This is a genomic window from Lentisalinibacter salinarum (assembly GCF_040706555.1).
In the GTDB taxonomy this organism is placed as follows: domain Bacteria; phylum Pseudomonadota; class Gammaproteobacteria; order Steroidobacterales; family Woeseiaceae; genus Lentisalinibacter; species Lentisalinibacter salinarum.
On sequence record NZ_JAPDRH010000002.1, the window covers coordinates 1555151 to 1578664 of the forward strand.

The 23514-nt window shown below is 68.3% G+C and carries 19 protein-coding genes; 7 read left to right on the forward strand and 12 right to left on the reverse strand.

The features are described from left to right. The first annotated feature begins 6 nt into the window (after positions 1-6). The gene (locus ACJMKZ_RS10300) at positions 7-1710 is read left to right on the forward strand and encodes an N-acyl-D-amino-acid deacylase family protein (protein ID WP_405233096.1); all 1704 of its coding nucleotides are present in this window, start codon (positions 7-9) and stop codon (positions 1708-1710) included. Positions 1711-2125: 415 nt separating this feature from the next. Here ACJMKZ_RS10300 and ACJMKZ_RS10305 read toward each other — a convergent pair whose 3' ends face one another. From ACJMKZ_RS10305 to ACJMKZ_RS10315, 3 genes are all read right to left on the reverse strand, one after another. Continuing rightward, positions 2126-3496 (reverse strand): glutamine synthetase family protein, encoded by a 1371-nt coding sequence (locus ACJMKZ_RS10305; RefSeq protein WP_405233097.1) that lies wholly within the window; start codon positions 3494-3496, stop codon positions 2126-2128. After that, positions 3477-4553, reverse strand: coding sequence for a Gfo/Idh/MocA family protein (locus tag ACJMKZ_RS10310; RefSeq protein ID WP_405233098.1), 1077 nt, complete (start codon positions 4551-4553; stop codon positions 3477-3479). The genes ACJMKZ_RS10305 and ACJMKZ_RS10310 overlap by 20 nt, the downstream gene beginning before the upstream one ends. 159 nt (positions 4554-4712) lie before the next feature. Continuing rightward, positions 4713-6032: a condensation domain-containing protein gene (locus ACJMKZ_RS10315; protein ID WP_405233099.1), complete on the reverse strand. Its 1320-nt coding sequence runs from the start codon at positions 6030-6032 to the stop codon at positions 4713-4715. 113 nt (positions 6033-6145) lie between these two features. Here ACJMKZ_RS10315 and ACJMKZ_RS10320 point away from each other — a divergent pair, with 113 nt between their 5' ends. Further along, positions 6146-7144: an aldo/keto reductase gene (locus ACJMKZ_RS10320; RefSeq protein ID WP_405233100.1), complete on the forward strand. Its 999-nt coding sequence runs from the start codon at positions 6146-6148 to the stop codon at positions 7142-7144. Between the two features lie 9 nt (positions 7145-7153). Here ACJMKZ_RS10320 and ACJMKZ_RS10325 read toward each other — a convergent pair whose 3' ends face one another. From ACJMKZ_RS10325 to ACJMKZ_RS10350, 6 genes are all read right to left on the reverse strand, one after another. Beyond that, positions 7154-8104: an L-threonylcarbamoyladenylate synthase gene (locus ACJMKZ_RS10325; RefSeq protein WP_405233101.1), complete on the reverse strand. Its 951-nt coding sequence runs from the start codon at positions 8102-8104 to the stop codon at positions 7154-7156. Positions 8105-8146: 42 nt separating this feature from the next. After that, the gene (locus ACJMKZ_RS10330; RefSeq protein WP_405233102.1) at positions 8147-8749 is read right to left on the reverse strand and encodes a YceI family protein; all 603 of its coding nucleotides are present in this window, start codon (positions 8747-8749) and stop codon (positions 8147-8149) included. A gap of 74 nt (positions 8750-8823) precedes the next feature. Further along, complete coding sequence (locus tag ACJMKZ_RS10335) at positions 8824-9852, reverse strand: DUF1611 domain-containing protein (protein ID WP_405233103.1); 1029 nt, start codon at positions 9850-9852, stop codon at positions 8824-8826. Positions 9853-9896: 44 nt separating this feature from the next. Further along, positions 9897-11045, reverse strand: a complete 1149-nt coding sequence (locus tag ACJMKZ_RS10340) for a DUF819 family protein (protein WP_405233104.1) — start codon at positions 11043-11045, stop codon at positions 9897-9899. Positions 11046-11105: 60 nt separating this feature from the next. Further along, a complete protein-coding gene (locus tag ACJMKZ_RS10345) occupies positions 11106-13400 on the reverse strand; it encodes a TonB-dependent receptor (RefSeq protein ID WP_405233105.1) in 2295 nt (764 codons plus the stop codon). A 140-nt stretch (positions 13401-13540) separates the two neighbouring features. Beyond that, entirely contained in the window at positions 13541-14584 is a 1044-nt protein-coding gene (locus tag ACJMKZ_RS10350; protein WP_405233106.1) for a helix-turn-helix domain-containing protein, read from the reverse strand. A 128-nt stretch (positions 14585-14712) separates the two neighbouring features. Between ACJMKZ_RS10350 and ACJMKZ_RS10355 the strand changes: the two genes are divergently transcribed. From ACJMKZ_RS10355 to ACJMKZ_RS10365, 3 genes are read left to right on the forward strand one after another with little or no spacing between them, the layout of a single operon-like run. After that, positions 14713-16647, forward strand: coding sequence for a serine hydrolase domain-containing protein (locus ACJMKZ_RS10355; protein WP_405233107.1), 1935 nt, complete (start codon positions 14713-14715; stop codon positions 16645-16647). 10 nt (positions 16648-16657) lie between these two features. Next, entirely contained in the window at positions 16658-17650 is a 993-nt protein-coding gene (gene dgcA, locus ACJMKZ_RS10360) for an N-acetyl-D-Glu racemase DgcA (RefSeq protein ID WP_405233108.1), read from the forward strand. Next, positions 17647-19224, forward strand: a complete 1578-nt coding sequence (locus ACJMKZ_RS10365) for a serine hydrolase (RefSeq protein WP_405233109.1) — start codon at positions 17647-17649, stop codon at positions 19222-19224. Before dgcA ends, ACJMKZ_RS10365 begins: the two co-directional genes overlap by 4 nt. Before the next feature lie 23 nt (positions 19225-19247). Here the strand turns inward: ACJMKZ_RS10365 and ACJMKZ_RS10370 are convergent, their stop codons facing one another. After that, positions 19248-19802, reverse strand: a complete 555-nt coding sequence (locus ACJMKZ_RS10370) for a cytochrome b (RefSeq protein WP_405233110.1) — start codon at positions 19800-19802, stop codon at positions 19248-19250. A gap of 132 nt (positions 19803-19934) precedes the next feature. On the opposite strand from ACJMKZ_RS10370, the gene yghU reads away from it, so the two are divergent. Together yghU and ACJMKZ_RS10380 are read left to right on the forward strand one after the other, a co-directional pair. Next, complete coding sequence (yghU, locus tag ACJMKZ_RS10375; protein WP_405233111.1) at positions 19935-20816, forward strand: glutathione-dependent disulfide-bond oxidoreductase; 882 nt, start codon at positions 19935-19937, stop codon at positions 20814-20816. Then, positions 20809-21492 (forward strand): MBL fold metallo-hydrolase, encoded by a 684-nt coding sequence (locus ACJMKZ_RS10380; protein ID WP_405233112.1) that lies wholly within the window; start codon positions 20809-20811, stop codon positions 21490-21492. Before yghU ends, ACJMKZ_RS10380 begins: the two co-directional genes overlap by 8 nt. A gap of 45 nt (positions 21493-21537) precedes the next feature. Here the strand turns inward: ACJMKZ_RS10380 and ACJMKZ_RS10385 are convergent, their stop codons facing one another. Continuing rightward, complete coding sequence (locus ACJMKZ_RS10385) at positions 21538-22512, reverse strand: M23 family metallopeptidase (RefSeq protein WP_405233113.1); 975 nt, start codon at positions 22510-22512, stop codon at positions 21538-21540. 4 nt (positions 22513-22516) lie between these two features. Then, positions 22517-23494: a 2OG-Fe(II) oxygenase gene (locus ACJMKZ_RS10390; RefSeq protein ID WP_405233114.1), complete on the reverse strand. Its 978-nt coding sequence runs from the start codon at positions 23492-23494 to the stop codon at positions 22517-22519. Between the last annotated feature and the right edge of the window lie 20 nt (positions 23495-23514).

Sequence of the window (23514 nt, forward strand, 5' to 3'; positions counted from 1 at the left end):
GACCCGATGCTGCAAAGACACCTCCTGCTCCTGTCCGCCGCGTTTCTGGCTGTCGCCTGCGGGGACACTCAGCCTCCCGCTGCGCCGGATGCGACCCGCTACGATCTCCTGATAACCGACGGTACGGTCTATGACGGGCTGGGCGGCGAGCCCTACGTGGCCGACGTCGCGATTGCGGACGACCGCATCGTGGCGATCGGCAGCGATCTCGGCACGGCTGAACGGGTCATCGACGCCGGCGGACTCGCCGTGGCGCCGGGCTTCATCAACATGCTCAGCTGGGCGACCGAGTCGCTGATCGAGGACGGGCGCTCCCAGAGCGACATCCGCCAGGGCGTGACGCTGGAGGTGATGGGCGAGGGCTGGACCATGGGCCCGATCAACGAGGCCATGCGGGCCGAGGCGCTGGAACGCCAGGGCGACATCAAATTCGAGATCCCCTGGACCACGCTCGGCGAGTACCTGCAGTACCTGGAGGACAAGGGCATATCGACGAACGTGGCGTCGTTCATCGGCGCCACGACGGTACGCATCCACGAGCTGGGCTACGAGGACCGGGCACCCACCGAGGCGGAGCTGGAGCGTATGCGCGGACTGGTCCGCACGGCCATGGAGGAGGGAGCGCTCGGTGTCGGCTCCTCCCTGATCTATCCGCCCGCCTTCTACGCGGATACGGACGAACTGATCGCCCTGGCCGAAGTGGCGGCGGACTATGGTGGCCGCTACATCTCCCACATGCGCAGCGAGGGCGCGCAACTGGTGGAGGCCGTCGACGAGCTGATCACCATCGCGCGGGAGGCCGGAATCGGCGCGGAGATCTACCACCTGAAGGCGGCGGGTGCGGCCAATTTCGACAAGCTGGAGACCGTGTTCGAGCGCATCGAGAAGGCGCGCGCCGATGGCCTCGACATCACCGCCGACATGTACACGTACACCGCCGGCGCCACCGGCCTGGGCGCGTCGATGCCGCCCTGGGTGCAGGAGGGCGGCTACGAGGCCTGGGCCGAACGGCTGCAGGACCCGGAGATACGGGCCAGGCTCGTGGAGGAGATCTCCACACCGTCGGACGACTGGGAGAATCTCTATCTCATGGCGGGCGGGCCCGGGAACATGGTGCTCGCCGGCTTCAAGAACCCGGAGCTGAAGCCGCTGACCGGCAAGACGCTGGCGGAGGTGGCGGAGATGCGTGGCACGCCGCCGATCGAGACGATGATGGACCTGGTGGTCGAGGACGGCAGCCGGGTCGGCACCATCTACTTCATCATGTCCGAGGAGAACGTGAAGAAGAAGATCGCGAAGCCCTGGATGAGCTTCGGTTCGGATGCCGAGTCGCTCGCGCCGGAAGGTGCGTTCCTGCTATCCAGCACGCACCCGCGAGCGTACGGAACCTTCGCACGCCTGCTGGGCAAATACGTGCGCGAGGAGCAGGTGATTCCGCTGCGTGAGGCCATCCGGCGGCTGACCAGCCTGCCGGCGGAGAACCTGAAGATCGAGGATCGCGGCGTTCTGCAAGTGGGATACTTCGCCGACGTGGTGGTCTTCGATCCCGAAACCATCCAGGACCATGCGACCTTCGAGGAGCCGCACCAGTACTCCACCGGGGTCTCGCACGTCATCGTGAACGGTGTGCCGGTGCTGCTGGACGGCGAGCATACGGGCGCGACTCCCGGCCGCTTCGTCAAGGGGCCGGGCTACGCGGCGGCCAACTGAGGCCGTGACGAGCGGCGGCGTGTGCCGCGTCCGCTACCTCAGTGGTGATGATGGCGGTGGGTGAGATAACAGGTCACGGCAATCGCCGCGCAGAGTACCGCCAGAGAAACCGCGTTGAAGGTGAAATAGACGTCTGTGTAGTCCATGCCATGCCTCCTGCACCATCGTGGTGCCAGCGGAGCCGGCGCCGTCTTCCCGGGGGAATGGGGCAGGCCGGCTTCCGCTGATATTAGACCGCGGCCGGCCGCACGGATTCCGTGAGTTGCATCACAACGCGGCCCGGCTGATCACGGAAGGGTTCCGGGCGGCGCAGGGACCCTGCGGCCCGGCCAGGCCGCCCCGTTCATCGAGCCCTGCCTGCCCTGCTACGACCCGATCCGGATCGATCCGCGATTCGTCGAGTTCGTCGCGACGCTCAGACGTTGAGCAGCAGGTGCTCGCGCTCCCACGGGCTGATCTCGCGGTGGAACTGCCGCATCTCGGCGCGTTTGACCGCATCGAAGACCATGCAGAACTGCTCGCCCAGCACCTCGTGGATCTCGGTGGCCGCCTCGAACCGGGTCAGCGCCTCGTCGAGGGTGGTGGGGATCGGCCAGGCGTCTTCGTCCGGCTCGCCCGGCTCGGGCTCGCCGGGCTCCGTCGAGTGCAGCATTCCCAGATAGCCGCAGGCAAGGCCGACCGCAATGGCGAGGTACGGGTTGGCGTCGACGCCAACCACTCGATTCTCCATTCGGCGATTGTCGGGGCTCGAGTTCGGCACGCGCAGGCCGGTGGCCCGGTTGTCGTAGCCCCAGGCGAAATTGGTGGGCGCGCTGGATTCCTCGTCGTGGAAGCGGCGATAGCTGTTCACGTACGGTGCCATCAGCGGCATGGTCTGCGGCAGGTAGTGCTGGCTGCCGCCGATGAAGTGCCGGAACGCCGAGCTCTCGCTGCCGTCGGTGCGGCTGAACAGGTTGTTGCCGTCCGCGTCCAGGACGCTCTGGTGCACGTGCATCGCGGAGCCCGGCTCGTCGCGCATGGGTTTGGCCATGAACGTGGCGAACATGTCGTGGTTGAGGGCGGCCTCGCGGATGATGCGCTTGAAGTAGAACACCTGGTCGGCGAGCAGCAGCGGCTCGCCGTGGGTGAGGTTGATCTCCACCTGGCCGGCGCCGTCTTCCTGTATCACCGTGTCGATGGCGAGCCCCGCGTCCTCGGCGAAGCGATAGATGGTGTCGATGACCGGACCGTAGTCGTCCACGGCGGACATCGAATAGGACTGCCGGCTGGTGCGGCGGCGGCCGGTGCGGCCGAGCGGCGCCTCGATGGGCTCGTTCGGGTCCGTATTGGGCTTGATCAGGTAGAACTCGAGTTCCGGCGCCACCACCGGCGCCCAGCTCCGGTCGGCGTAGCGCTGCACCACGTTTTTCAGTACCTGCCGCGGCGCGATGGCGACCGGCACGCCGTCGCGGCTGTACAGATCGTGGATGATCTGCAGCGTCGGTTCCTTCGCCCACGGTACGGCCCGTGCCGTCGCCATGTCCGGCCGCAGCATCAGGTCGCCTTCGGCCCACTGGTTGGCGATGTCCATCTGCACGTCCAGGCCCGAGATGGTCTGGTAGAAGATGGATACCGGCAGGTAGGTGACGTAGTCGGGGCTGAACTTCTTGGCGGGCATGGCCTTGCCGCGCGACATGCCGGCGAGGTCCGGCACGATGCACTCCACCTCGTCGATGTCGCGGCCGCTGCGGTAGGCCTTGAACGCGTCGGGGAGCGCATCCCGCCAGTCAGCCTCTCTGTTGCTCATCCCGGGGTTCCTGTTGTGAGCCTTTGACAGGGTCGAAGCCTACACGAACCGCGTCGAGCAGTGCCTGCGTTCGTTCCGCGGCGTGCATGCGCGGCTCCCGCAGCGTCGGGTCGCGAGCGTCGGCGGCGAAGTTCCGGAACATGAGTCCAGGGCCGGATTGCGACGAGTCCACACGGACCGTGGTCCCCGCGTTCTCGCAGGCGCCATCGGTCCAATAGCCATCGGTCCAATAGCGATAGCTCGCCGTGCCGCCTTCCTCCTCGCCGACGAAGTTCTCCATGTGGATACGTCCGCGGCTGCCGGACAGCGTCAGGCCGATGGAGACCCTATCGGCATCGAAGCCGCAGCGCCACGTCGAGACCGTATCGTTGGCAAAATCGATCGAGCCCTCGCCGGCGATGATGACCCCGGTTGGCTCGTCGTGCCGGAGCCGGGCGCTGACCGAACGCACGGCGCTGTCCGGGGCCAGGTATTCCAGCGCGGCGCGCATGTTGTACCAGCCGAGGTCGCCGAGCGCCCCCAGGGGCTCCAGGGCCGGGTCGTAGCGGATGTCGCCGCGGTCGGTGAGGCTGATCAGGAAAGACGAGTCCAGCGATCGCGGCCGGCCCGTCAGCTCCTCCGCGCGTGCCAGTACCCGCGCCGTACGCGGATGATGGACGAAGTGAGTCGCGTCCATGAATGCCACGCCGTTCTCGCGGCATGCGGCCGTGATCCGTTGCAGCGAGCGCAGGCTCGCGAATGGCTTCTCGCCGAGCACGTGCTTGCCTGCCGCGGCGGCCGCCACGCAGATCTCTTCGCGCAGGGCCGTGGGCGTCGCGACGTAGACGGCGTCGATGCCGTCCCGCGCGAGCATCCGTTCCCAGGAATCGAAGGCCTCGCCGGCGCCGTGAGCCGTGGCGAACGCCGCGGCGGTTTCCATGCGGCGGCTGGCAACCGCGGCCAGCTCTGCCCACGGCGATCTTCCGACCACGTCGGCCATCCAGCCGGCGATATTGCCGGTGCCGACGAAACCCCAGCGCAGCGGCGGCGGATCCGCAGGCGTCGCGCGAGAGTTCATCCGAATCACTCCTGTGCTGGCCGAGGCGCTCGGCGCTGGGTCAGCCGACCCGTGCCACTACCACGGGGAAGTGGCCGTCGGCGTCCGTCCTGAGCATCGCATGGATCGCAAACGTATTCGTTATTCTCCCGCCGGCCGGCTCCTGTTCGGCCAGCCTTGCTACCGCCGCTCGTCGAGCAGGATCGCGCGATACCGATCGGCGAATTCCCCAGCTGCCGCAGCGTCGAACACCGCCCGGCGGTAACGCAGCGTCAGAGTCATGCGGTCCTCCAGAGAAACGGCGCCCACCGACACACCCATCGGCATGTGCGCCGGCGGTGAGAAATAGATGGCGCTCACCGGGCCCGCATCGCCCATGACGGGCGCCGCCGCCAGGCGACCCAGATTCGACAGCCAGCTCGTCTGCACGTGTCCCCGGCCGAGGGTCGGCGCGACCTCCCGCAGGCGGGCCTTCAGGACGGCGGGCAGGAATCGCGGGATGGAGAGCAGGTCGATCAGGGTGCCTGCCGCTCCCGCTTCCTTGAGCCTCGTCGTCTGCCGGCAGACGGTGCTCACGGCGGAATCGAAATCCCTCTGGCCGGCTTCGTCGAGTATGACGTTCACGTATGAGGAGAAGTTCGAGACCACCTCGAACCACCATTTCCGCGGCCGCAGGTTTACCGGCATCATTATCGAGATCTTGCCTGCCCTGCCGCCGGTCTCCCGGTTCCATGCCCGTATCGTAAGGGCGAGCCCCGCCAGCAGCATGTCGTTGACCGTCGCCGGCTTCCGGCGGGCCGCCAGGAATCGTGCCGTCTCTTCCGCGTTGAACGGCAGCAGGTGTACGCCGTAGCCCGGCGCATCGTCCGGATCGCCCGGCGGCGCGCCGCGGCCGTTGACGCGTACGGGCGCCGTCGTCGAGCGCATCAGGTATTCGGCGAACAGCCCGAGCCGTTCCAGGCGCTCACGCAGGCTCTGCGTCGCGGCCAGCGATCTCAGGTCGCGAACGGCGAACGGGTCCACGTCGGGCACCGGATCTTCCTCCCCGGCGTAATGGCGCACGATGGACGCCATGATCCGGAACGCGGAGAGGCCGTCCGCCACGGCGTGATTCAGGTTGATCATCAGGCGGTCGCTGCCAGACGCGCGGACCAGCAGCAGGCGGAAACCGGGCGAGACATCGAGCGGCACGCTGGTGCTCAGCAACCCGGCCCGCAGGACGGCGAGTTCCTGCTCGGTTTCTGCCTCCACAGCGCGCAGCGGCTCGACGTCCGTTTGCTCGCGGATCTCCCAGCTGTAGCTCAGCGAACCGCCGTGATAGGGCCGCAGCCGGGCGCGAGCGAGCGGATGGAGCCGCTGTGCATGCCCGATCGCCGCCAGCAGGCGCTCCTCGTCGATACGCTTCTCCAGCTGCAGCTCGAGGTGGATGCTCCAGGGGTCCTGCGGGCGCTCGATGTTGAGGAACGCGGCATCCAGGAGATTCAGTTCGGTTGTTATCATTGCTGGCCGGTGCCCCGGGGCCGGGCACGCCCGGCTCATCGATGGCGTACCATCCTGTAGCGGGATCATAACCGCTACATCCTGCAATCGCTTCCGCAACAGAAGGTCTGCTCATGTCGATCACACACAGACGACTCGGAAAACACGGCGTCCTGGTCAGTAATCTCTGTCTGGGCACGATGAATTTCGGCTGGCACACCTCGGAGAAGGACAGCTTCCGCATCATGGACCGGGCGCTCGAGCTCGGCATCAACTTCTTCGATACGGCGGACGTCTACGGCTGGGCGGTGGAGAACGGCCACACCGAGGAGATCATCGGCCGCTGGCTCGCCCAGGGCGGCGGGCGTCGGGATGCGATCGTCCTGGCCACCAAGGTCTACAACCCGGTGGACCGCAAGGCCAACCTGCCGGAGGTGAACAGCGACGGCTCCAGCCTCAGCGCCTACAAGATACGCAAGCACTGCGAGGGCAGCCTGCGGCGCCTGCAGACGGAGCACATCGATCTCTATCAGATGCACCACATCGACCGCGCCTGCCCCTGGGACGAGATCTGGCAGAGCTTCGACGCGCTGGTGGGGCAGGGCAAGGTGGTCTATGTCGGCTCCAGCAACTTCGCCGGCTGGGACATCGCCACCGCCTGCCAGGAGGCCTCGCGGCGCGGCTTCATGGGCCTGGTGAGCGAGCAGAGTACCTATCATCTGGATAACCGCATGGTGGAGCTCGAGGTGATACCCGCCTGCCGCCACTACGGGCTCGGGCTGATACCGTGGAGCCCCCTCGGCGGCGGGCTGCTCGGCGGCGCGCTGGAGAAGCACGATGCCGGCCGGCGCACCGACGAGGACTTCGCGAAGTACATCGAGAAGAAGCGCGGCCAGCTGGAACAATACGAGGGACTCTGCCGCGACATCGGCCATCCGCCCGGCGAGGTGGCGATTGCGTGGCTGCTGCACAACCCGGTGGTGACCGCACCCATCATCGGGCCGAGGACCATGGAGCAGCTGGAGAGCGCCGTGCGCGCGGCTTCCATCGAGCTGGACCAGGAGACGCTGGACAGGCTGGACGAGATCTTCCCCGGGCCGGGCGGCGAGGCGCCGGTGGCCTACGCCTGGTGAGCACCATGCTCAGCCCCGTGGCGCCGCCGCCCTCCTCAGCCGGTCGTTGATGGCCTCGCCGAGACCTTCGGCGGGTATCGGCATTACCGCTATGGTGTCCGCGCCCCCGGCGTCGAGTTCCCGCAGCATGCGATAGAGGTTGGCCGCCGCCTCCACGGGATCTCCCGCCGGCGATAGATTGAGGGTGTCCGGCGGGGTTGCCGGCCCGAAACCCAGCAGCACTTCGCCCGCCCGCGCCTCGGCCGCTTCCAGCCGGATGGAGGCTCTCGGCGCGTAGTGAGAGGCCAGCTGGCCGGGCGCGGTGACCGCCTCCCCGGCGGCTCCCGCCAGGGGCCCCGCGACCGCCTCGATGCGCTCCCGCTCGATGGCGCCCGGACGCAGCAGCCGCGGCGGCTCGCCCGGCAGCAGCGAGACGATGGCGGACTCGATACCGGCGCTGCAGGGTCCACCGTCCAGCACCAGCGTCACTCCGTCGCCGAGTTCCCGGGCGACGTCTTCCGGCCGGGTGGGACTCAGCCTGCCGGACGGGTTCGCCGACGGTGCCGAAACCGGTCCGCCGAAGGCTTCGAGCAGTGCCTGCGCCGCCGGATGGGCCGGCACCCGCAGGGCGATGGTGCCGAGACCGGCGCGGGCGAGGTCGCAGGTGCGCCCGGTCGCGGCCGCCGGCACCACCAGCGTCAGCGGGCCGGGCCAGAACGCTTCCACCAGCGCGAGCGCGCGTTCGTCCAGCTCGCCTTCCCGCGCGGCGATTCCGGCGGAGGCGACATGAGAGATGAGCGGATTGAAGCGGGGCCGGCCCTTGGCGGCGAAGATCCTGGCCACGGCCGCGGGATTGCCCGCATCGCCCGCCAGCCCGTACACCGTCTCGGTGGGCATGCCGACGAGGCCGCCGTCACGAAGTACCTGTGCCGCCCGCTCCACGGCGGCGGCGCCTCGGACGATGGGGGCTGACTGGCTCATCGGCAGGAAACTCGGCGCTTGGCACGATGCGTTGGCGGGATTCTAGCCTGCGGGCGCCTGCTGCTGCGCGCTCAGCGTGACCTCGAACTCCACGACGACCTCATTGCGTACGAAATCGGGATCCGCGAACTCGCCGGTGCCGACGTCGAAGCGCTGCCGGTCGATACGGGTACCGCCGGCCATCGTGAACCGTCCCCGTGCGATGATCGCTTCGCCGGCGGGCGTAAGCTCGTAGCGGATGGATTGTGGCGCGGTGATGCCTTTCAGCGAGAGTTCGCCATCCGCCACGTAGTCCTCGCCTTCACGGCGCACGCCGGTGCTCTGCCAGACCGCCGTCGGGTGGCGCTCGACGGCGAAGAACTCGGGGCCTTTCAGTGTCTCGTCCCGGTCCCGGTTGTCGCTGTCGGCGGACGCGAGACTGACCGTCACACGGATCTCGTGATCCGCCGTTGTGTCGCCGGCCAGGCAGTAGCGCACCGAGAATTCGCCGAAGCGGCCGGTGAAGCCGGTGTCCTCGACGGCGCCCGAGAAGGTGAGCTCGCACGAGGCCGCGTCGCCGGCGTAGCAACGAGGCTGCGCCGGAGCCGGTGCAGCCAGCAGCAGGAATGCTGCCAGGGCGGATGCCGTAAGAAACATCTTCTTCATGATGCGGCATCCTCGCCCGTTTCCTCGTCCGGATGCAAAGACTGCCGGCGCGTGACGGCAGCGTCCGGCCGAGGCTATCCGAGAGACTCGCGTACGAATCGGACCAGCGACTCGCAGCCGTCGATGAGCGGGTCCACGGCGGGTACGCCGTGCCGGCTGCGCAGCGTCTCGAGATAGCCGTCCCGCTCCCCGGGCGCCAGCCCCGAGGTGTTGACGGAGATGCCGACGCAGCGTGCCGCCGGGTTGGTCCGGCGCGCGAGGCGCTCGTGCAGGGCGATTGCCTCGTCGAGTTCAGGCAGGCGGAAGTCGGGCCAGCCGCTGACGGTCTGCCGGCCCGCCTCGTGGCAGAGCACGAAGCCGTCCGGCTGGGACCCGTGCAGCAGCCCGAGGCTCACGCCGGAGTAGGCCGGGTGGAACAGCGAGCCCTGGCCCTCGATGACGTCCCAGTGATCCGGCTCGTTATCGGGGGACAGCACCTCCGCGGCACCCGCGATGAAGTCCGCGCCGACGCAGTCGATGGGCATGCCTTCGCCGGCGATGATGATGCCGGTCTGCCCCGTGGCCCGGAATGTCGACTCGAGGCCGGCGGCCCGAAACGCCTCGTCCAGCGCGAGCGCGGTGTACTTCTTGCCGATGGCGCAGTCCGTGCCGACCGTGAGGATACGCCTGCCGCTCCGCCTGCGGCCGCTGCCCACGGGCAGGTTCGGCGGCGGCGTGCGCACGTCGATCAGGCGCGCGCCGGAGGCCTCGGCGGCGAGGACCAGGCCCTCGTTCCCCGCGAGGCGCGTATGCAGCCCGCTGACGACGTCCAGTCCCGCGGTTGCCGCCGCCTGCATCACGGCCCACCAGGAATCGGGTATCGCGCCGCCCGGCGGCGCCACGCCGATCACCAGGCTGCCGGCACCGGCGTCAGCTGCCGCATGGACGTCCATGTCCGGCACGCCGAGGTCCACGGCATCCGGCGACAGCCGCAGCTGTCCCACGACCCGGCCGCGCCGCCACTGCACTATGCCGAGGCCGGTCTTGGCGAACGTGGGCTGCTTCTCCTCCCCCACCAGTATCAGGTAGGGACTTCTCAGTTCGATCCTGCTGATCAGAGACATGGCGACTTACCTTACGCGAGTGCGGTGGCGCGCGCCGGGCCGGACTACAGCCCGAGCAGCGCGGCGAGTCCTACGCCGATGAACGTGCCGACGGCGTAGCCGAGCATGCCCACGAGGATGCCGGGAGCGACGAGGGCCTGCCAACCCTTGCTCGCGGCCAGGGCCGCGGCCGGCGCCGGGCCCAGGATGCAGGCGTTGGATGCGATCATGACTTCTGCCAGATCGAGGCGCAGCAATCGGCCGGCCACGACGAGCACGACCAGATGCACGGCCACCATCACCAGGATGAAAAGCAGTATCGGGAAGGCGGCGCCGACCACGTCGGCCAGGTTGGCGCCGGCACCGATGCAGGCGAAGAAGACATACATGAACAAAGTGCCGAGCTCGAAATCCGCGCTGACCCGGCGGACTAGCGGCTTCGCGAAGTTCGCGACGACCAGCGCGAGCACCGTCACCACCAGGATGAACAGGGATTCGATGCCGAGCAGGCTGGCGAGCCCGCCGCCGACCGCGCAGATGGCGAGGCTGAGCGCGAGTCCGGTGGCGGCGCCGGTGAGGTCGAACGGCCCGGTGTCGTGGGGGGCGGCAATCGCAGCGGACTCCGGCGGCGCGGAGGCGGTCCCGTCCATGTGCCGCGACGGCATGGCCGCGCGCACGAAGCGCAGCGCCGGCAGCAGCATGAGCGCGAGCAGGAAGAACACGGCACCGGCCGCATCCGCCGACAGGCCTGCCACGTAGATGGCGGAGTCCTTGATGCCGAGCGCCTCGGCGGTGGCGACGAAGTTGAGCGAGCCGCCGATGTAGCTAGCCGCGACGGTGCCCGCGATGCGCGGCTCGAGCTCGCCCATGTCGATCACGGCGGCGCCGACGAACGCGCCGGCCAGCGTGGCGCCGACGGCGACGCCGAAGGCCAGCAGCATGGCGCCGGATTCCGCGTAGATCGTGCGGAAGTCCGCGCGCAGCAACAGCAGCGGGATGGCGAACGGCACCAGGTAGCCGGCCACGGTGCCGTACAGCGGGGCGGAGTGGGGGATGACGCCGAGGTTGGCCAGAGCCATGGCGGCGGCGAGCAGGACCAGCGGTCCGCCCAGGTTCCGGCCCCAGGCGGTGCGCTCTGCCCACATGCCGAACGCCACCACCGCCATGATCGCGGCGCTCAGCGCGAACGTGCTGTCAGCCGCGATCAGCGGCATCACGTCCGCCCGATCGGCGTCAGGGTCGCCCGGCGCCGCCGGGCCGGCGTCACGAGTCGATCAGAAGCGCGCGCCAACGGAGATCCCGATGGTCCGCGGCCGGATCAGCGCCAGGCCGACCAGACCATTCGGCAGTGCGCCGGGCGTGTTGATGTCGTTGATGCCGTCCTCGTCGCCGAGATTGTTGCCGTAGAGCTCCACCGACCACGAGCCGAAGTCGATGCCGGCGCGGGCGTTCAGCGTGGTGTAGGCATCCGCCTCGCGCAGGGTGCCGTCGGGCAGGCGGTTACCGAAACCGGCCGTGCGGTCGCCCACGTAGCCGAGGTTGCCGCCGACGTACGCCATGGCATCGCCCAGCACCGCCCAGGTGTACTCGCCGTTCAGGCCGAAGCTCCACTCGGGTACGAACGGCAGGGGATCGCCGTCGCTGCCGCCGACCACGGGGTCGGTGTCCTGGGTGAGATAGGCGTCCGTGTAGGCGCTGTTGAAGGACACGGTGAGGCCGTCCGCCGGTCTGAGGGTGGCCGACACCTCGACGCCCTTGCTCTCCGCGGTGCCGCCGTTGGCATTCAGGCCGACGCCGTTGACGACGGCGAGCAGCTGCACGTCCTCCCAGTCCAGGAAGAAGGCGGCGGCGTCGAAGGAGAGGATGCCGCCCATCGCGTCGGCCTTGATGCCGACCTCGTAGTTGGTCAGCGTGTCCGAATCGTAGGAGCCCGGCGTCCCCGGGGGCGCGCCGGTGGGAATGATGTTGGGTCCGCCGGGCCGGTAGCCGGTGGCCACCCGGCCGTACACGGATACGATTTCGCTCACCTCGTAACGCGGCGAGAAGGACCAGGTGAACGGGCTCTCCGACGAGCTGGCGTCCTCGAAATTCACCGCTCCGCCCAGCAACGCGCCCTGCAGCGTCTGGCTGGCCTCCTGATCGTTCTCGCTGGCGCGGGCGCCGAACGAGAGCTCGAAACGCGGCGTGACGTACCAGGTGGCGTTGGCGAACACGGCGTACTCCTCGTAGTTGGAGACCACGGCGGCCTCGACCAGCGTCGGGATATCGCTGGCGGGCGTGTCCGTGCCGGCCTCCACGGCGAAGATCCGCTGTGGATCGATGCCGGAGTCCTCGTCGGTGTAATAGAAGCCGGCCAGCCACTCGAACGTATCGCTCTCGGCGGATACCAGGCGGAACTCCTGGGTGAACTTGTCGGTGCTGGTATTCTGGTCCTGAATGGCACTGAGCGGGCGGGTCGCCGCGTCACCGAAGAAAAACGTGGCTGCAGCTGCCACCGGTGCGCCCAGCAGCGCGGTGTTGGCGGCCACGTCCAGCTGGAAGTCCTGATCGAAGGTGCTGTAGCTGGTGACCGACTGCAGGGCCATGCCGCCGAGGTCCCAGTCCAGCGTCGCGCTGTAGACCCGGTACTCGATGTCGGTGAAGTCCTCGTGGTAACGGGAGCGCACGAAGTCACCGCCGACCGGCTCCAGCGTCACGGGATCCGCGTCGATGACGTTCGACGCATCGCTCTCGATGTTCTGGGCGAAGGCGGTGAGGTTCAGGGACACGTCTTCGTTGATGTTGAATAGCGCGGAGATACGTCCGCCGAAGACGTCGACGGAATTGATGTCTTCCTCGACCCGGGTCCCTTCGACCACGTTCACGGAGGGGTCGGTGAGACTGGGGATGGGGTTGTTGCCGATGGAATCGATGTAGCCGTCGTCGTGGCGGAAGAAGCCGCTGGCGCGCACGGCCACGCGGTCGGACACCGGCACGTTCACCAGGCCGGTAAAGTTGTAGCCGGTACCGCCGTCCTCGACGCTCTCCACCGACACCTCGCCGCGTGCCTCCAAGGCTTCCGGGTTCGGGTCGTTGGTCACGTACTTCATGACCCCGCCGAGCGAGCTGGCGCCGTAGAGCGTGCCCTGCGGTCCGCGCAGCACCTCGATGCGGGCCACGTCGAAGGTGTCGAAGTTGCCCGACAGGATGGCGGCATTGGCGAGCCCGCTGCTCGAGCCGAACGGCACGTCATTCACGTAGACGCCGACGGTGGTGGCGACGCCGCCGGTATTGATGCCGCGCAGGGTGATTCGGTTTACGCCGGCCGTGCTGCTCTCGAGGCTGAAGCCGGGGATCAGGGCCACGAAGTCCTCGAAGCTGTCGGCCCGTACTCGCTCCAGGAAGTCGCCGGAAAGTACCGTCACCGACATCGGGATATCCGTCAGCGCTTCGTCGCGCTTCTGGGCGGTCACGATGATCTCCTCGACCGCGCGTTCGTTCTCCTGGGCCTGTGCCGCAGGAACCGGCGCGAGCGTGGTCAGGACGGCGGCGCCGCTGATGGCCGCAATGATGGAATCGAATGTGCGCATGATGGTGTCACCCGTCGGTGTGCTGAGCCGGAACGCTCCCCCCGCGTCCGTATCAGTGGGGGCTCTTCGATGGTAACCACAGCGCTGCGCAAAGCATTAGTCAGAGACGGTCGGAAAAATGTGCAGAAACGGCGGGCCGATCAGGGCGGATTGGAGCTGCGCCACTGCCGGGGCGTGCAGCCGCACGCGCGGCGAAACGCCCGCGAGAACGCCGACGGGTCCTCGTAGCCGACGATGCTGCCGATCTCGGCGATGCTGTGCCGGTTGTCCTTCAGCAAGAAGCGGGCGGCCTCGATGCGTTTCTCGATGCAGTACTGCATGAGCGTGGTGCCGTGCATGGCCTTGAAACCGGTCTTCAGCCGCGTCTCCGAGATGCCCAGCTGCCGGGCGAGTTCCGGGATGGGCGGCGGGTTGGCGTATTCCATGCCCAGTATCCGGCGGGCCTGGCGGATCTTCTCCGCGAAAGGACGATCCAGGTCCAGGGCCCGGCGGTCGGACAGCGTGCGGCTGGTCTTCAGTATCTGCATGCCGATGCACAGGAGTTCGTCGAACTTCGCGCTGATCCACTTGCCGAGCAGCGAGCCGTTGACGGGCAGGTGGAAGCAGGACCAGATCGCCTCACGGTGCCGGTCTTCGAGGAAGAACACCCGTTGACGGGGCTTGCTGTGCTGGCCATCCAGTATTTCACGGAGCCAGCGCGGGTACTCTTCCCCCGATTCCGACAGGCGTTCCATGAGCGTGGACAGGGTGCTGTGGACCGCCACGTGGCGTATCTGCACCCCGGTCTTCGGCACGCGGTAGGTGGTCTCCTGCTGCGGTATCGCCGACACCACGAGCGCGGGGCCGAGGTCGTGGACGTTCTTGCGCTTGCCGAGAAACTCCGAGCGCTTCACCGAGGAGACGAACTGGAAGGTGATGAGGTCGCAGACCGTATTGCGTATCGCGACCGGCCGGTCCAGCACCGCCTCGTTGATCTCGATCATGCGGTCGGCGTCGATGCGGTAGCACAGCAGGCCCTCGATCCCCAGCGTGTGCGGGACGTGGATGAAATTGCCGTCGGGGGTCGATTCGAACGCCGTCAGCCGTTGTGCATCGAGGAACAGCGAGCCGAGCTGCGCATGCGACAGCTCCGCGAGGTCGAACTCCTCGCCGACTTCAACCATCTGCTCATCGCCGTAGTGCATGGGGCTCCGCAGGCAGCGGCCGGCGGGGAGCTGCCGACTCTGCATATTATGGTGGCGAAACTGCCTAACCCGCAAATGACCCTGCAGGCTATGATGCCGGGCCATACCGTATTCAGGGGGAGAGACCGATGACGATATTTGCCCGGGGTTTCGCTGCGAGCCTGCTGCTGATGGTGGCCGGCACCTGCGTCGCGGCCGAATCGCTCGCGCCAGTCGACCCGGAGGACCGGCGGCATTTCGACGCACTGGAGAAGTTCGTCGACGGTATGGTCAAGCCGTTGATGCAGGACAACAAGAGTCCATCGGGCACGGTGGCCGTCCGGCACCGGGGAGAGCTGATCTTCGCCAAGGGCTATGGTTACCAGGACGTGGAGCAGCAGATCCCCGTCGATCCGGCGACCACCCTGTTCCGTCCGGGCTCCACCTCCAAGCTGTTCACCTGGGTGGCCGTGATGCAGCTCGTCGAGCAGGGCAGGCTCGACCTCGATGCTGACGTGAACACCTATCTGGAAACTTTCCAGATCGAGGATACGTTCGACGAGCCGATCACGCTCCGCCACATCCTCACTCACACCGCCGGCTTCGAGGACGGCGGCTTCGGCTACCTGATCATCGACGACCCCGACCGCATCATGCCGCTCGCTGAATCGATGAAGCGCTACCAGCCCGAGCGGGTGAACCCGCCGGGCGCCCAGACCGCCTACTCCAACTACGCGACGGCCCTGGCCGGCCTGATCGTGGCGAACGTGTCCGGCACTTCGTTCAACGACTACGTGCGCGAGAACATCTTCGAGCCCCTCGGCATGACCCGCTCCAGCTTCGAGGAGCCGCTGCCGGAGGATCTGGCCGACGACATGGCGATCAGCTACGGCCTGGAGGCCGGCCGCTTCGTCGAGAAGCCGTTCGAGATCATCTCCAATTTCGGCCCCGCCGGCGCGATGTCCGCGACGGCGACGGACATGGTGCGCTTCGGCCAGGCGCTGCTGAACGGCGGCGAGCTGGACGGTGCACGCATACTGGAGGCCGAGACCGTCGCGCAGATGCTGGCCCCGGCCTTCAGCCACGACGACCGGCTGATGGGAATGGCCCTCGGCTTCTATGCCACGGACTACAACGGCTTTCGCGTGGTGGGACACGGCGGCGACACCCGCTGGTTCCACTCCTATCTCGGCATCGATCCGGAGAACGAACTCACCTTCTTCGTCAGTTTCGGCGCCGGCGGCGGCAGCCCAGTGCGCTCGGCGTTCGCCCCTGCGCTCTATAACGAATACTTCCCGCAGGAACACGAGAGACCCGAGCCTCCCGAGGACTTCGCCGAGCGCGCGGCGCGCTACGCGGGCACCTACGGCTTCTGGCGTACCAACTTCTCCACCATCGAGAAGGCATTCCGCATGACCAGCGTCGTGCAGGTCGCGCCGACGGAGGAAGGTACCCTCGTGGTCGCCCTCGGCGACGGCGCCAAGCAGTACGTGGAAGTGGAAGAGAACCTGTTCCGCCAGCTCAATCCCGACATCGCCCTGCTGGGAGGTGTGAGCCCGGCATTGATGGCTTTCCAGGAGAACGAGGAGGGCGAGATCACGGGTTTCGTGCTCGACGGACTGCCGTTCATGTCGCTGCGCCGGCTCTCCCTCGCCGCCACGCCGTCGTTCAACTTCACCCTGCTGGGGCTGTCGGTGCTGTTATTCCTGGGAGTCGTGGCGCGGCGCTGGTACGCCCGCTCGGTGCTACGCTCGTGGTCGCCGGAGGACCGCTCGGCCTACCTGGCGGCCTTCCGCGTCAGCGCCGTTAACCTCCTGACGCTGGTCGCGGGGGGCATCGTCCTCGCGGCGGTCGGTGACAGCCTCTTCAGCGGTATCCCGTTCCTGTTCAAGGCATGGCTGGTGCTGCCGCTCCTGGCGACGCTGGCGGGCCTGTACCTGCTGTATCGCACGGTGCAGGTCTGGTCGGGCGGCACCCTCGCGGGGGTGTGGGCCCGCATCCGTTACACGGTGGTGGCGGTGTGCGCGCTGTTCATGTGCTGGTTCTACTGGTACTGGAACATCCTCGGCTTCCAGTACTACTGAGGGCCGCGGCATGGCACACCGTACGATCTCGCGCAGCATGAACGTCACCGCGGAAGCGTGGGAATTCCGCAAACCGTTCCGCATTACCGGTCATACCTTCCGCAGCGCGGATATCGTCCATGTGACGTTGAGCGAGGGCGGGCATTCCGGTCAGGGCGAGGCTGCAGGCGTCTACTATCTGAACGAGACCGGCGAAGGCATGCGCCTGCAGATCGAGTCCGTGCGTGCCGAGATCGAGGCCGGCTGCGGTCGGCAGCGGCTGCGTGAATTGCTGCCGCCGGGCGGCGCCCGCAACGCCGTCGACTGCGCCCTCTGGGACCTGGAGGCGAAGAAGGCGGAGACGAGCATCTGGGACCTGACCGGCATCGAGCCGGGACCGACGTGCACGGTGCTCACCATCGGCATCGAAACGCCGGAGGAGATGGCGGAGTCGGCCCGGGAGCTGGACAGCCCGCGCCTGAAGGTCAAGCTGAACGACGAGATGCCGCTGGAGCGCATCCGGGCGGTGCGCGAAGCCCGGCCGGATGCCGAGATCATCGTGGACATCAACCAGGGCTGGAGCTTCGAACAACTGGTCGAGCTGGCACCCCGGTTCGGCGAGCTGGATATCGCCATGATCGAACAGCCCCTGCCCCGTGGCGGCGACGAGGCGCTGGAAGGCTACGACCCGCCGGTGCCGCTCGCCGCCGACGAGTCCTGCCTGTGCGTCAGCGAGTTCGAGCAGGCCGCGCGGCGCTACCAGATCATCAACATCAAGCTGGACAAGACCGGCGGCCTGACCGAGGCGCTGGAACTCGCGCGGCTGGCCGAGGCGCGGGACATCGACCTCATGATCGGCAACATGATGGGCACCTCGCTCGCGATCGCGCCGGCCTACGTGGTGGCGCAGCTGTGCCGCTTCATCGACCTGGACGGCGCGCTGTTCCTGACCAACGACCGGCCGCACGCCCTGTCCTACGAGCACGGCATGGTGTCGGTGCCTACGCCGGAGCTGTGGGGGTGAGGCTCGGGGTGCGGAGTCTCGCGGCCGTTGCGACGATCGTCGCGGCCGTGACGCTGGCGCTTGCGGTCCCGGCCGCAGCGCAGACCGCGGCGGAATCCGCCACGTCGGTGCTGGAGCACGCGACCCGCAGCTTCGAGGTGCCCGGCATGGCGGTCGCGGTCGTATACGACGGGGACATCCATGCCGCTGGCGAGGGCGTCACGGAGATCGGCGGTGACGAACCCGTGGATGCGGAGACCCTGTTCCGCATCGGCTCGGTCTCGAAGGCATTCACCGCCGCCGCGCTGGCAGTGCTCGCGGACGAGGGGCGTCTCGGCTGGGACGATCCCGTGATCGACCACCTGCCCGAGTTCCGCATGCACGATGCCTGGGTCACGCGGGAGTTCACCATCCGCGACCTGCTGACCCACCGCAGCGGCCTGCCCCTCGGCGCCGGCGACCTCCTCATTTTCCCCGACGGCAACGCCACGGTGGCCGAGATCGTGGGGGCGTTACGCCACTTCGAGCCTTCCAGCAGCTTCCGTTCTCAGTTCGACTACGACAACCTGCTCTACGTGGTGGCCGGCGAGGTCGTCGCCCGGGTCGCCGGCACCAGCTTCCCTGAGTTCCTGGAGAGCCGCGTGCTGGGGCCGCTGGGCATGGACGACTGCGTGGCCGCGGACGACCGCATACCGGCGGATGCCGACACGGCGACACCACACATGCAGGTGGACGGCGAGATCGTGACGACGCCGACACGCCTGACGCCGGTGGTCGCGGCGGCCGGCGGCATCGTCTGCAGCGCCCGGAGCATGGCGAACTGGATGTCTTTCCTGCTGAGCGGCGGCGAGACCCGGGACGGCGAAAGACTCGTCAGCGAAGCGCAGTTCCGCGAACTGACCGGCCCGGTGACGCTGCTGGGCGTCCCGCCCTACCTCGCGGAACACGCCGGCAGCTACCTCAATGCCTATGCCCTGGGCTGGGGCGTCTCCACCTTCCATGGGGAGCCGATGCTCTCCCACGGCGGCGGCGTCTGGGGCATGACCAGTTTCATCGCGATCCTTCCGGAGCGCGACCTCGCCGTGTTCGCCACCGGCAACCTGATGTCCGCCGCACCCCGTGCGGTGGTCTTTCAGATCATCGAGGAGCAGCTCGGCGAGTCTGCGCCGGGCAACGACTGGATCGAAATCATCGAGGCGCTGGCCGGCGACCGCCGGTCGGCCGCCGAAGAGGCCGTGGCCGCCGCCTGGGAGGCGAGGGACGCCGACAGCACTCCGAGCCTGCCGCCGGACCGCTACACGGGCACCTACCGGGATGACTGGTACGGCGACGTCCGCATCTACCGGGCGGAGGACGGGACGCTCTGGTTCGAGTCGCAGCGGAACGCACCGCTGCGAGGGCCGCTCGAACACTTCCAGTACGACACTTTCGTCGCGCGCTGGACCGACCGCCGCCTGATGGCCGACGCCTACGTCACTTTCACCATCGGCCCCGAAGGTGAAGTGGAGCGCATCCGCATGAAGGCGGTCTCGCCCGCCACGGATTTCTCCTACGACTTCCACGACCTCGACTTGAGACCCGTCGACGACGAGTAACGACCGGGCCGCCGGCCGACGGCTCACTTGCGGAACGGCAGCATCCTCCTCAACACGTCGTCGCGCAGCAGGAAGTGGTGACGCAGGGCCGCCCCGGCATGCACGGCGGTCACCGCCAGGAGTGCCTGGCCGAGGAACTCGTGCGCGTCCTCGAACAGGTCCTCCAGATCCTCGTCGCTCGGAGCCAGGTCCGGGATGTCGATCAGCCCGAAGAACTCCGCGCCGTAACCGGCCGCCGAGGTATAGGCCCAGCCGGTGAGTGGTATCGCCAGGATGAGCGCATACAGGGTCCAGTGGGAGGCGCCGGCCGCGATCCGCTCCCAGCGGGGCATCGTCGGCGGATGGTCCGGCGTTCTGCTGACCAGTCGCCACCCCAGCCGTATGACGGCGAGGGCCAGTACGGTCATGCCGATCGACTTGTGCTGGTTCACCAGCGCGAACTCCACGCGGACGGAATCGGTTTCGTCGATGCGCCAGGCCCAGACGAATTGCAGCAGGACGCCCGCGACCACCAGCCAGTGCAGGAGCTGGGCGACCAGTCCCCAGGCCGTCGCGGTGTTGCGCAGTGGAACTCGCATGGCAGGGACTCTACCGCAGGGCGGCGCGGAGCGGTACACCGGACTCGACTCAGCCGGCGCGCGCCGCCGGCTTCCGGCCGACAGCGCGGATTGCTACTCTGCGCGTCTTTCCCCAGGCAGTATCGAGGCAACATGTCGGACTCAGAGACTTACACGCCACCCCGCGTCTGGACGTGGGACCAGGAGAGCGGCGGCCGCTTCGCGAAGATCAACCGGCCCGTCGCAGGCCCCACCCACGAGCAGGAACTGCCGGTGGGCGAGCACCCGCTGCAGCTCTACTCGCTGGCGACGCCGAACGGCGTGAAGGTCACGGTCATGCTGGAGGAACTGCTGGCGGCCGGGCACAGCGGCGCCGAGTACGACGCTTGGCTGATCCGCATCGACGAGGGGCAGCAGTTCGGCAGCGGTTTCGTCGCGGTGAACCCCAACTCGAAGATCCCGGCGATGATGGATCACGGCACGTCGCCGCCGACCCGCGTGTTCGAGTCCGCCGCTATGCTGCTCTACCTGGCGGAGAAGTTCGGCGCCTTCCTGCCGACGGATCACCAGAAGCGCACGGAGTGCCTGAACTGGCTGTTCTGGCAGGCGGGATCCGCGCCGTTCCTGGGCGGCGGATTCGGCCATTTCTATGCCTATGCCCCGGAGAAGTACGAGTACCCCATCAACCGCTATGCGATGGAGGTGAAGCGCCAGCTGGACGTGCTGAACCGCCGGCTCGCGGACAACCGCTACCTCGCCGGCGACGAATACACCATCGCCGACATGGCGGTCTGGCCCTGGTACGGCGCGCTGGCGGCCGGCAAGCTCTACGAGGCGGGCGAGTTCCTCGACGTGCAGTCCTACGAGCACGTGCAGCGCTGGACCAGCGAGATCTACGACCGCGAGCCGGTGAAGCGGGGGCGCATGGTGAATCGGGCGTGGGGCGACCCGGCCTCTCAGCTGCACGAGCGCCACAGTGCGGAAGACTTCGAGACCCGCACCCAGGACAAGATCGGGGACCCGGACGGTGACTGAGACGACGAACCCGGCCGCCGACCTGGATATCCGCGTCATCCCGGTGACGCCGCTGCAGCAGAATACCTCCCTCCTCTGGTCGCGCCGGACGAAGGAGGGCGTGTTCGTCGATCCGGGCGGCGAGACGGAGCGGCTGCTGGCCGCGGCCGCCGAGTTCGGCGTGAAGATCGTCGCGGTCTGGCTGACTCACGGCCACATGGATCATGCCGGCGCCGCGGCGGAGATCGCCGAGCGCGAGGGCGTGCCGGTGATCGGGCCCCACGAGGACGACCAGTGGCTGCTGGACGAGATCGAGGCCCAGGGGGCACGCTACGGCATCAGCGACGGCCGCAACGTGAAGCCGGATCGCTACCTGGACGATGGCGATACGCTGGAGCTGGCCGGCGTGGAGTTCCGGGTGGTGCACTGCCCCGGCCACACGCCTGGGCACGTGGTCATCTACCAGCCCGAGGCGAAGATCGCGTTCGTGGGCGACGTTCTGTTCCGGGGTTCTATAGGGCGCACCGACTTCCCGCGCGGCGATCACGCGCAGCTCATCGCCTCCATCACGCAGAAGCTCTGGCCCCTGGGCGAGGACATGCGTTTCGTGCCCGGGCACGGGCCGGCGAGTACCTTCGGGCAGGAGCGCCGTGACAACAGTTTCGTCGCCGACCGGGTGCTGGCGGCGGGAAGCTGAGCGCCACGAATCCCACCGGCCCCGCTGCCCGCACTGTCGGACGGCTCAGTCGACCGGCTGCACCCGGATGCCCGCCGTAAGAAGCACACCGTCGACCGGCTCGCCGTCGACGCGCAATCCCGTGAACCGTACCGGCAGTCCCATGCCGTTGAACAGGTCCGCCGAGTCCTGCAGGTGGAAGTGCAGGTGGGGCTCCGTGCTGTGGCCGGTGTGTCCGCAGCGCCCGATGACCTGACCGCGGCACACCTGGTCTCCCGCCGACACCGTGATGCTGCCGCGGATCAGGTGCGCGTACAGGCCGTATTCGCCCTCGGCGTGTTCGATGAGCACGTGGTTGCCGACGAAGTTCCGCGCCAGGAAGTCGCAGATGCCCCAGCCGAGGAACGGCGCGGTGCGGACCCTGCCCTCGACCGCGACCACCCGGCCGTCGGCCGCGGCCAGGATCTCCTGCCCGTAGCAGTAGTAGTCCCCGGACCGGGTGCCGCGGCCGGTGTGGCGGCGGTACTCCTCGTCCGCCTGCACGAAGTCGAGTGCGTAGCGCTGGCCGAGCACGTCCCAGGAATGGGAGGTGGCGGGCGTCGTGCCGCCGTTGTACAGGAGCCATTCGCCGCGGAACGGCAGGCTGTAGTCCACCTTCGTCCGGTAGCCGCGGCCGTCGTCGCCGCTGCGGCGCTCGCGCGCCTGCAGCCCCAGGTTGCCGACGAGCTGGCGCACGATCTGCGCGAGCTGGAACGGGTTCAGCAGACAGAACAGATTGGATACCGTCCAGACGGCGACGAGGCCCGGCTGGCCCAGCCTGCCGACGGGGCCGGAGGTCGGGAGTTCGGTCGGATCGATCGCGGGTTCCGCCTCGTCCTCGCCGCTTTTGCCGCTCTCGCCGCGACGGCGCCAGCGATTCACCAGCCAGTAGAAGACCAGGTAGAGCCCGATGACGGCGAGCCCGGGCACCCGGTAGCCGGCGCCGTATTCGGTGACCAGCGCGACGGCCAGGGTCAGCGCAAGTGCGGTGACGATGGTCATGGTGTCAGGTCGGATACTCCCTGATCCACTGCGAGAACAGCCATTTCTCGCCGGCGGTCGGCGGCAGCCCGGCGTGCCGGGTGGCCGGGTCGGGCCGGCCGTTCCCGTCGACGTTCGAGAACAGTATGGCGTCGCCCTTCCCGCCGCGATAGGAATACCCGATCTCGGGGAAGTGGGTCTCCCCGCCCTCGAATTCCTGATTCAGATAGATGAGGAAGGTCTCCGCGCGCTGGCCCCGCTGGGCCAGCTCCAGGAGGTAGGCGGGCTCGTCCGGGTCCAGCCAGTCGTAGTGGTCGGCGAAGGTCTGGCCGGGCGCATAATGCAGCACCTTCGGTACCTCCATCGCCCGGTCGGGCCGGCCCGTGGCGGCGGCGATGCGCGCGCGCAGCACGAAGGTCAGTACGCCCGAGATCTCGATGTCGAGGTCGCACTGGGAGTTGGTGCGGCGGGAGTCCTCGGTGGTGCCGCCGGTGGTGCTGTCGTAGATGGTCGCCCGCTCGAGCCGCCGGCGGGCCCGCTCGACGAGCCAGTCGCCGACCGCGGGGGAGACGAAGGACTCGATGGTGCGGATGCGCGGCGCCTCGCGGACGGTCGTGCCCGTCGGCGGCGAGAGCCAGTCGTCCAGATCGATGGCGGCGCGCAGCGCGGCCCAGTCGTCCGTCTCCGCCGGAGTCCCGGCGGGCCCGGCGGCCAGAATGCCGAGCGAACTGCGTGCCGCGGCGGAGCCGAGTTCCGCCGCGCGCCGGAGGCGGTCGAAGGCGATGTCCCAGTTGCGTGCGCGCCAGAAGCCGGAAGCGGCGATGGTTGCGGCGAGCCAGGCGGCGTCCGGGTCGCCGGCCTCGGCGGCCTGCTCGATCAGTGCGACGCCGCGGGACGGATCTGCCGGACGGCCGCGGCCGGTGAGAAGCTCCAGGCCCACGCGGGCCGTGGCACGGGCATCGTCGCCGGATGCTGCGCTCTCGTTGCCGTCGGTATCGGGCATGGTCCGGTCGGGCCTCTCGC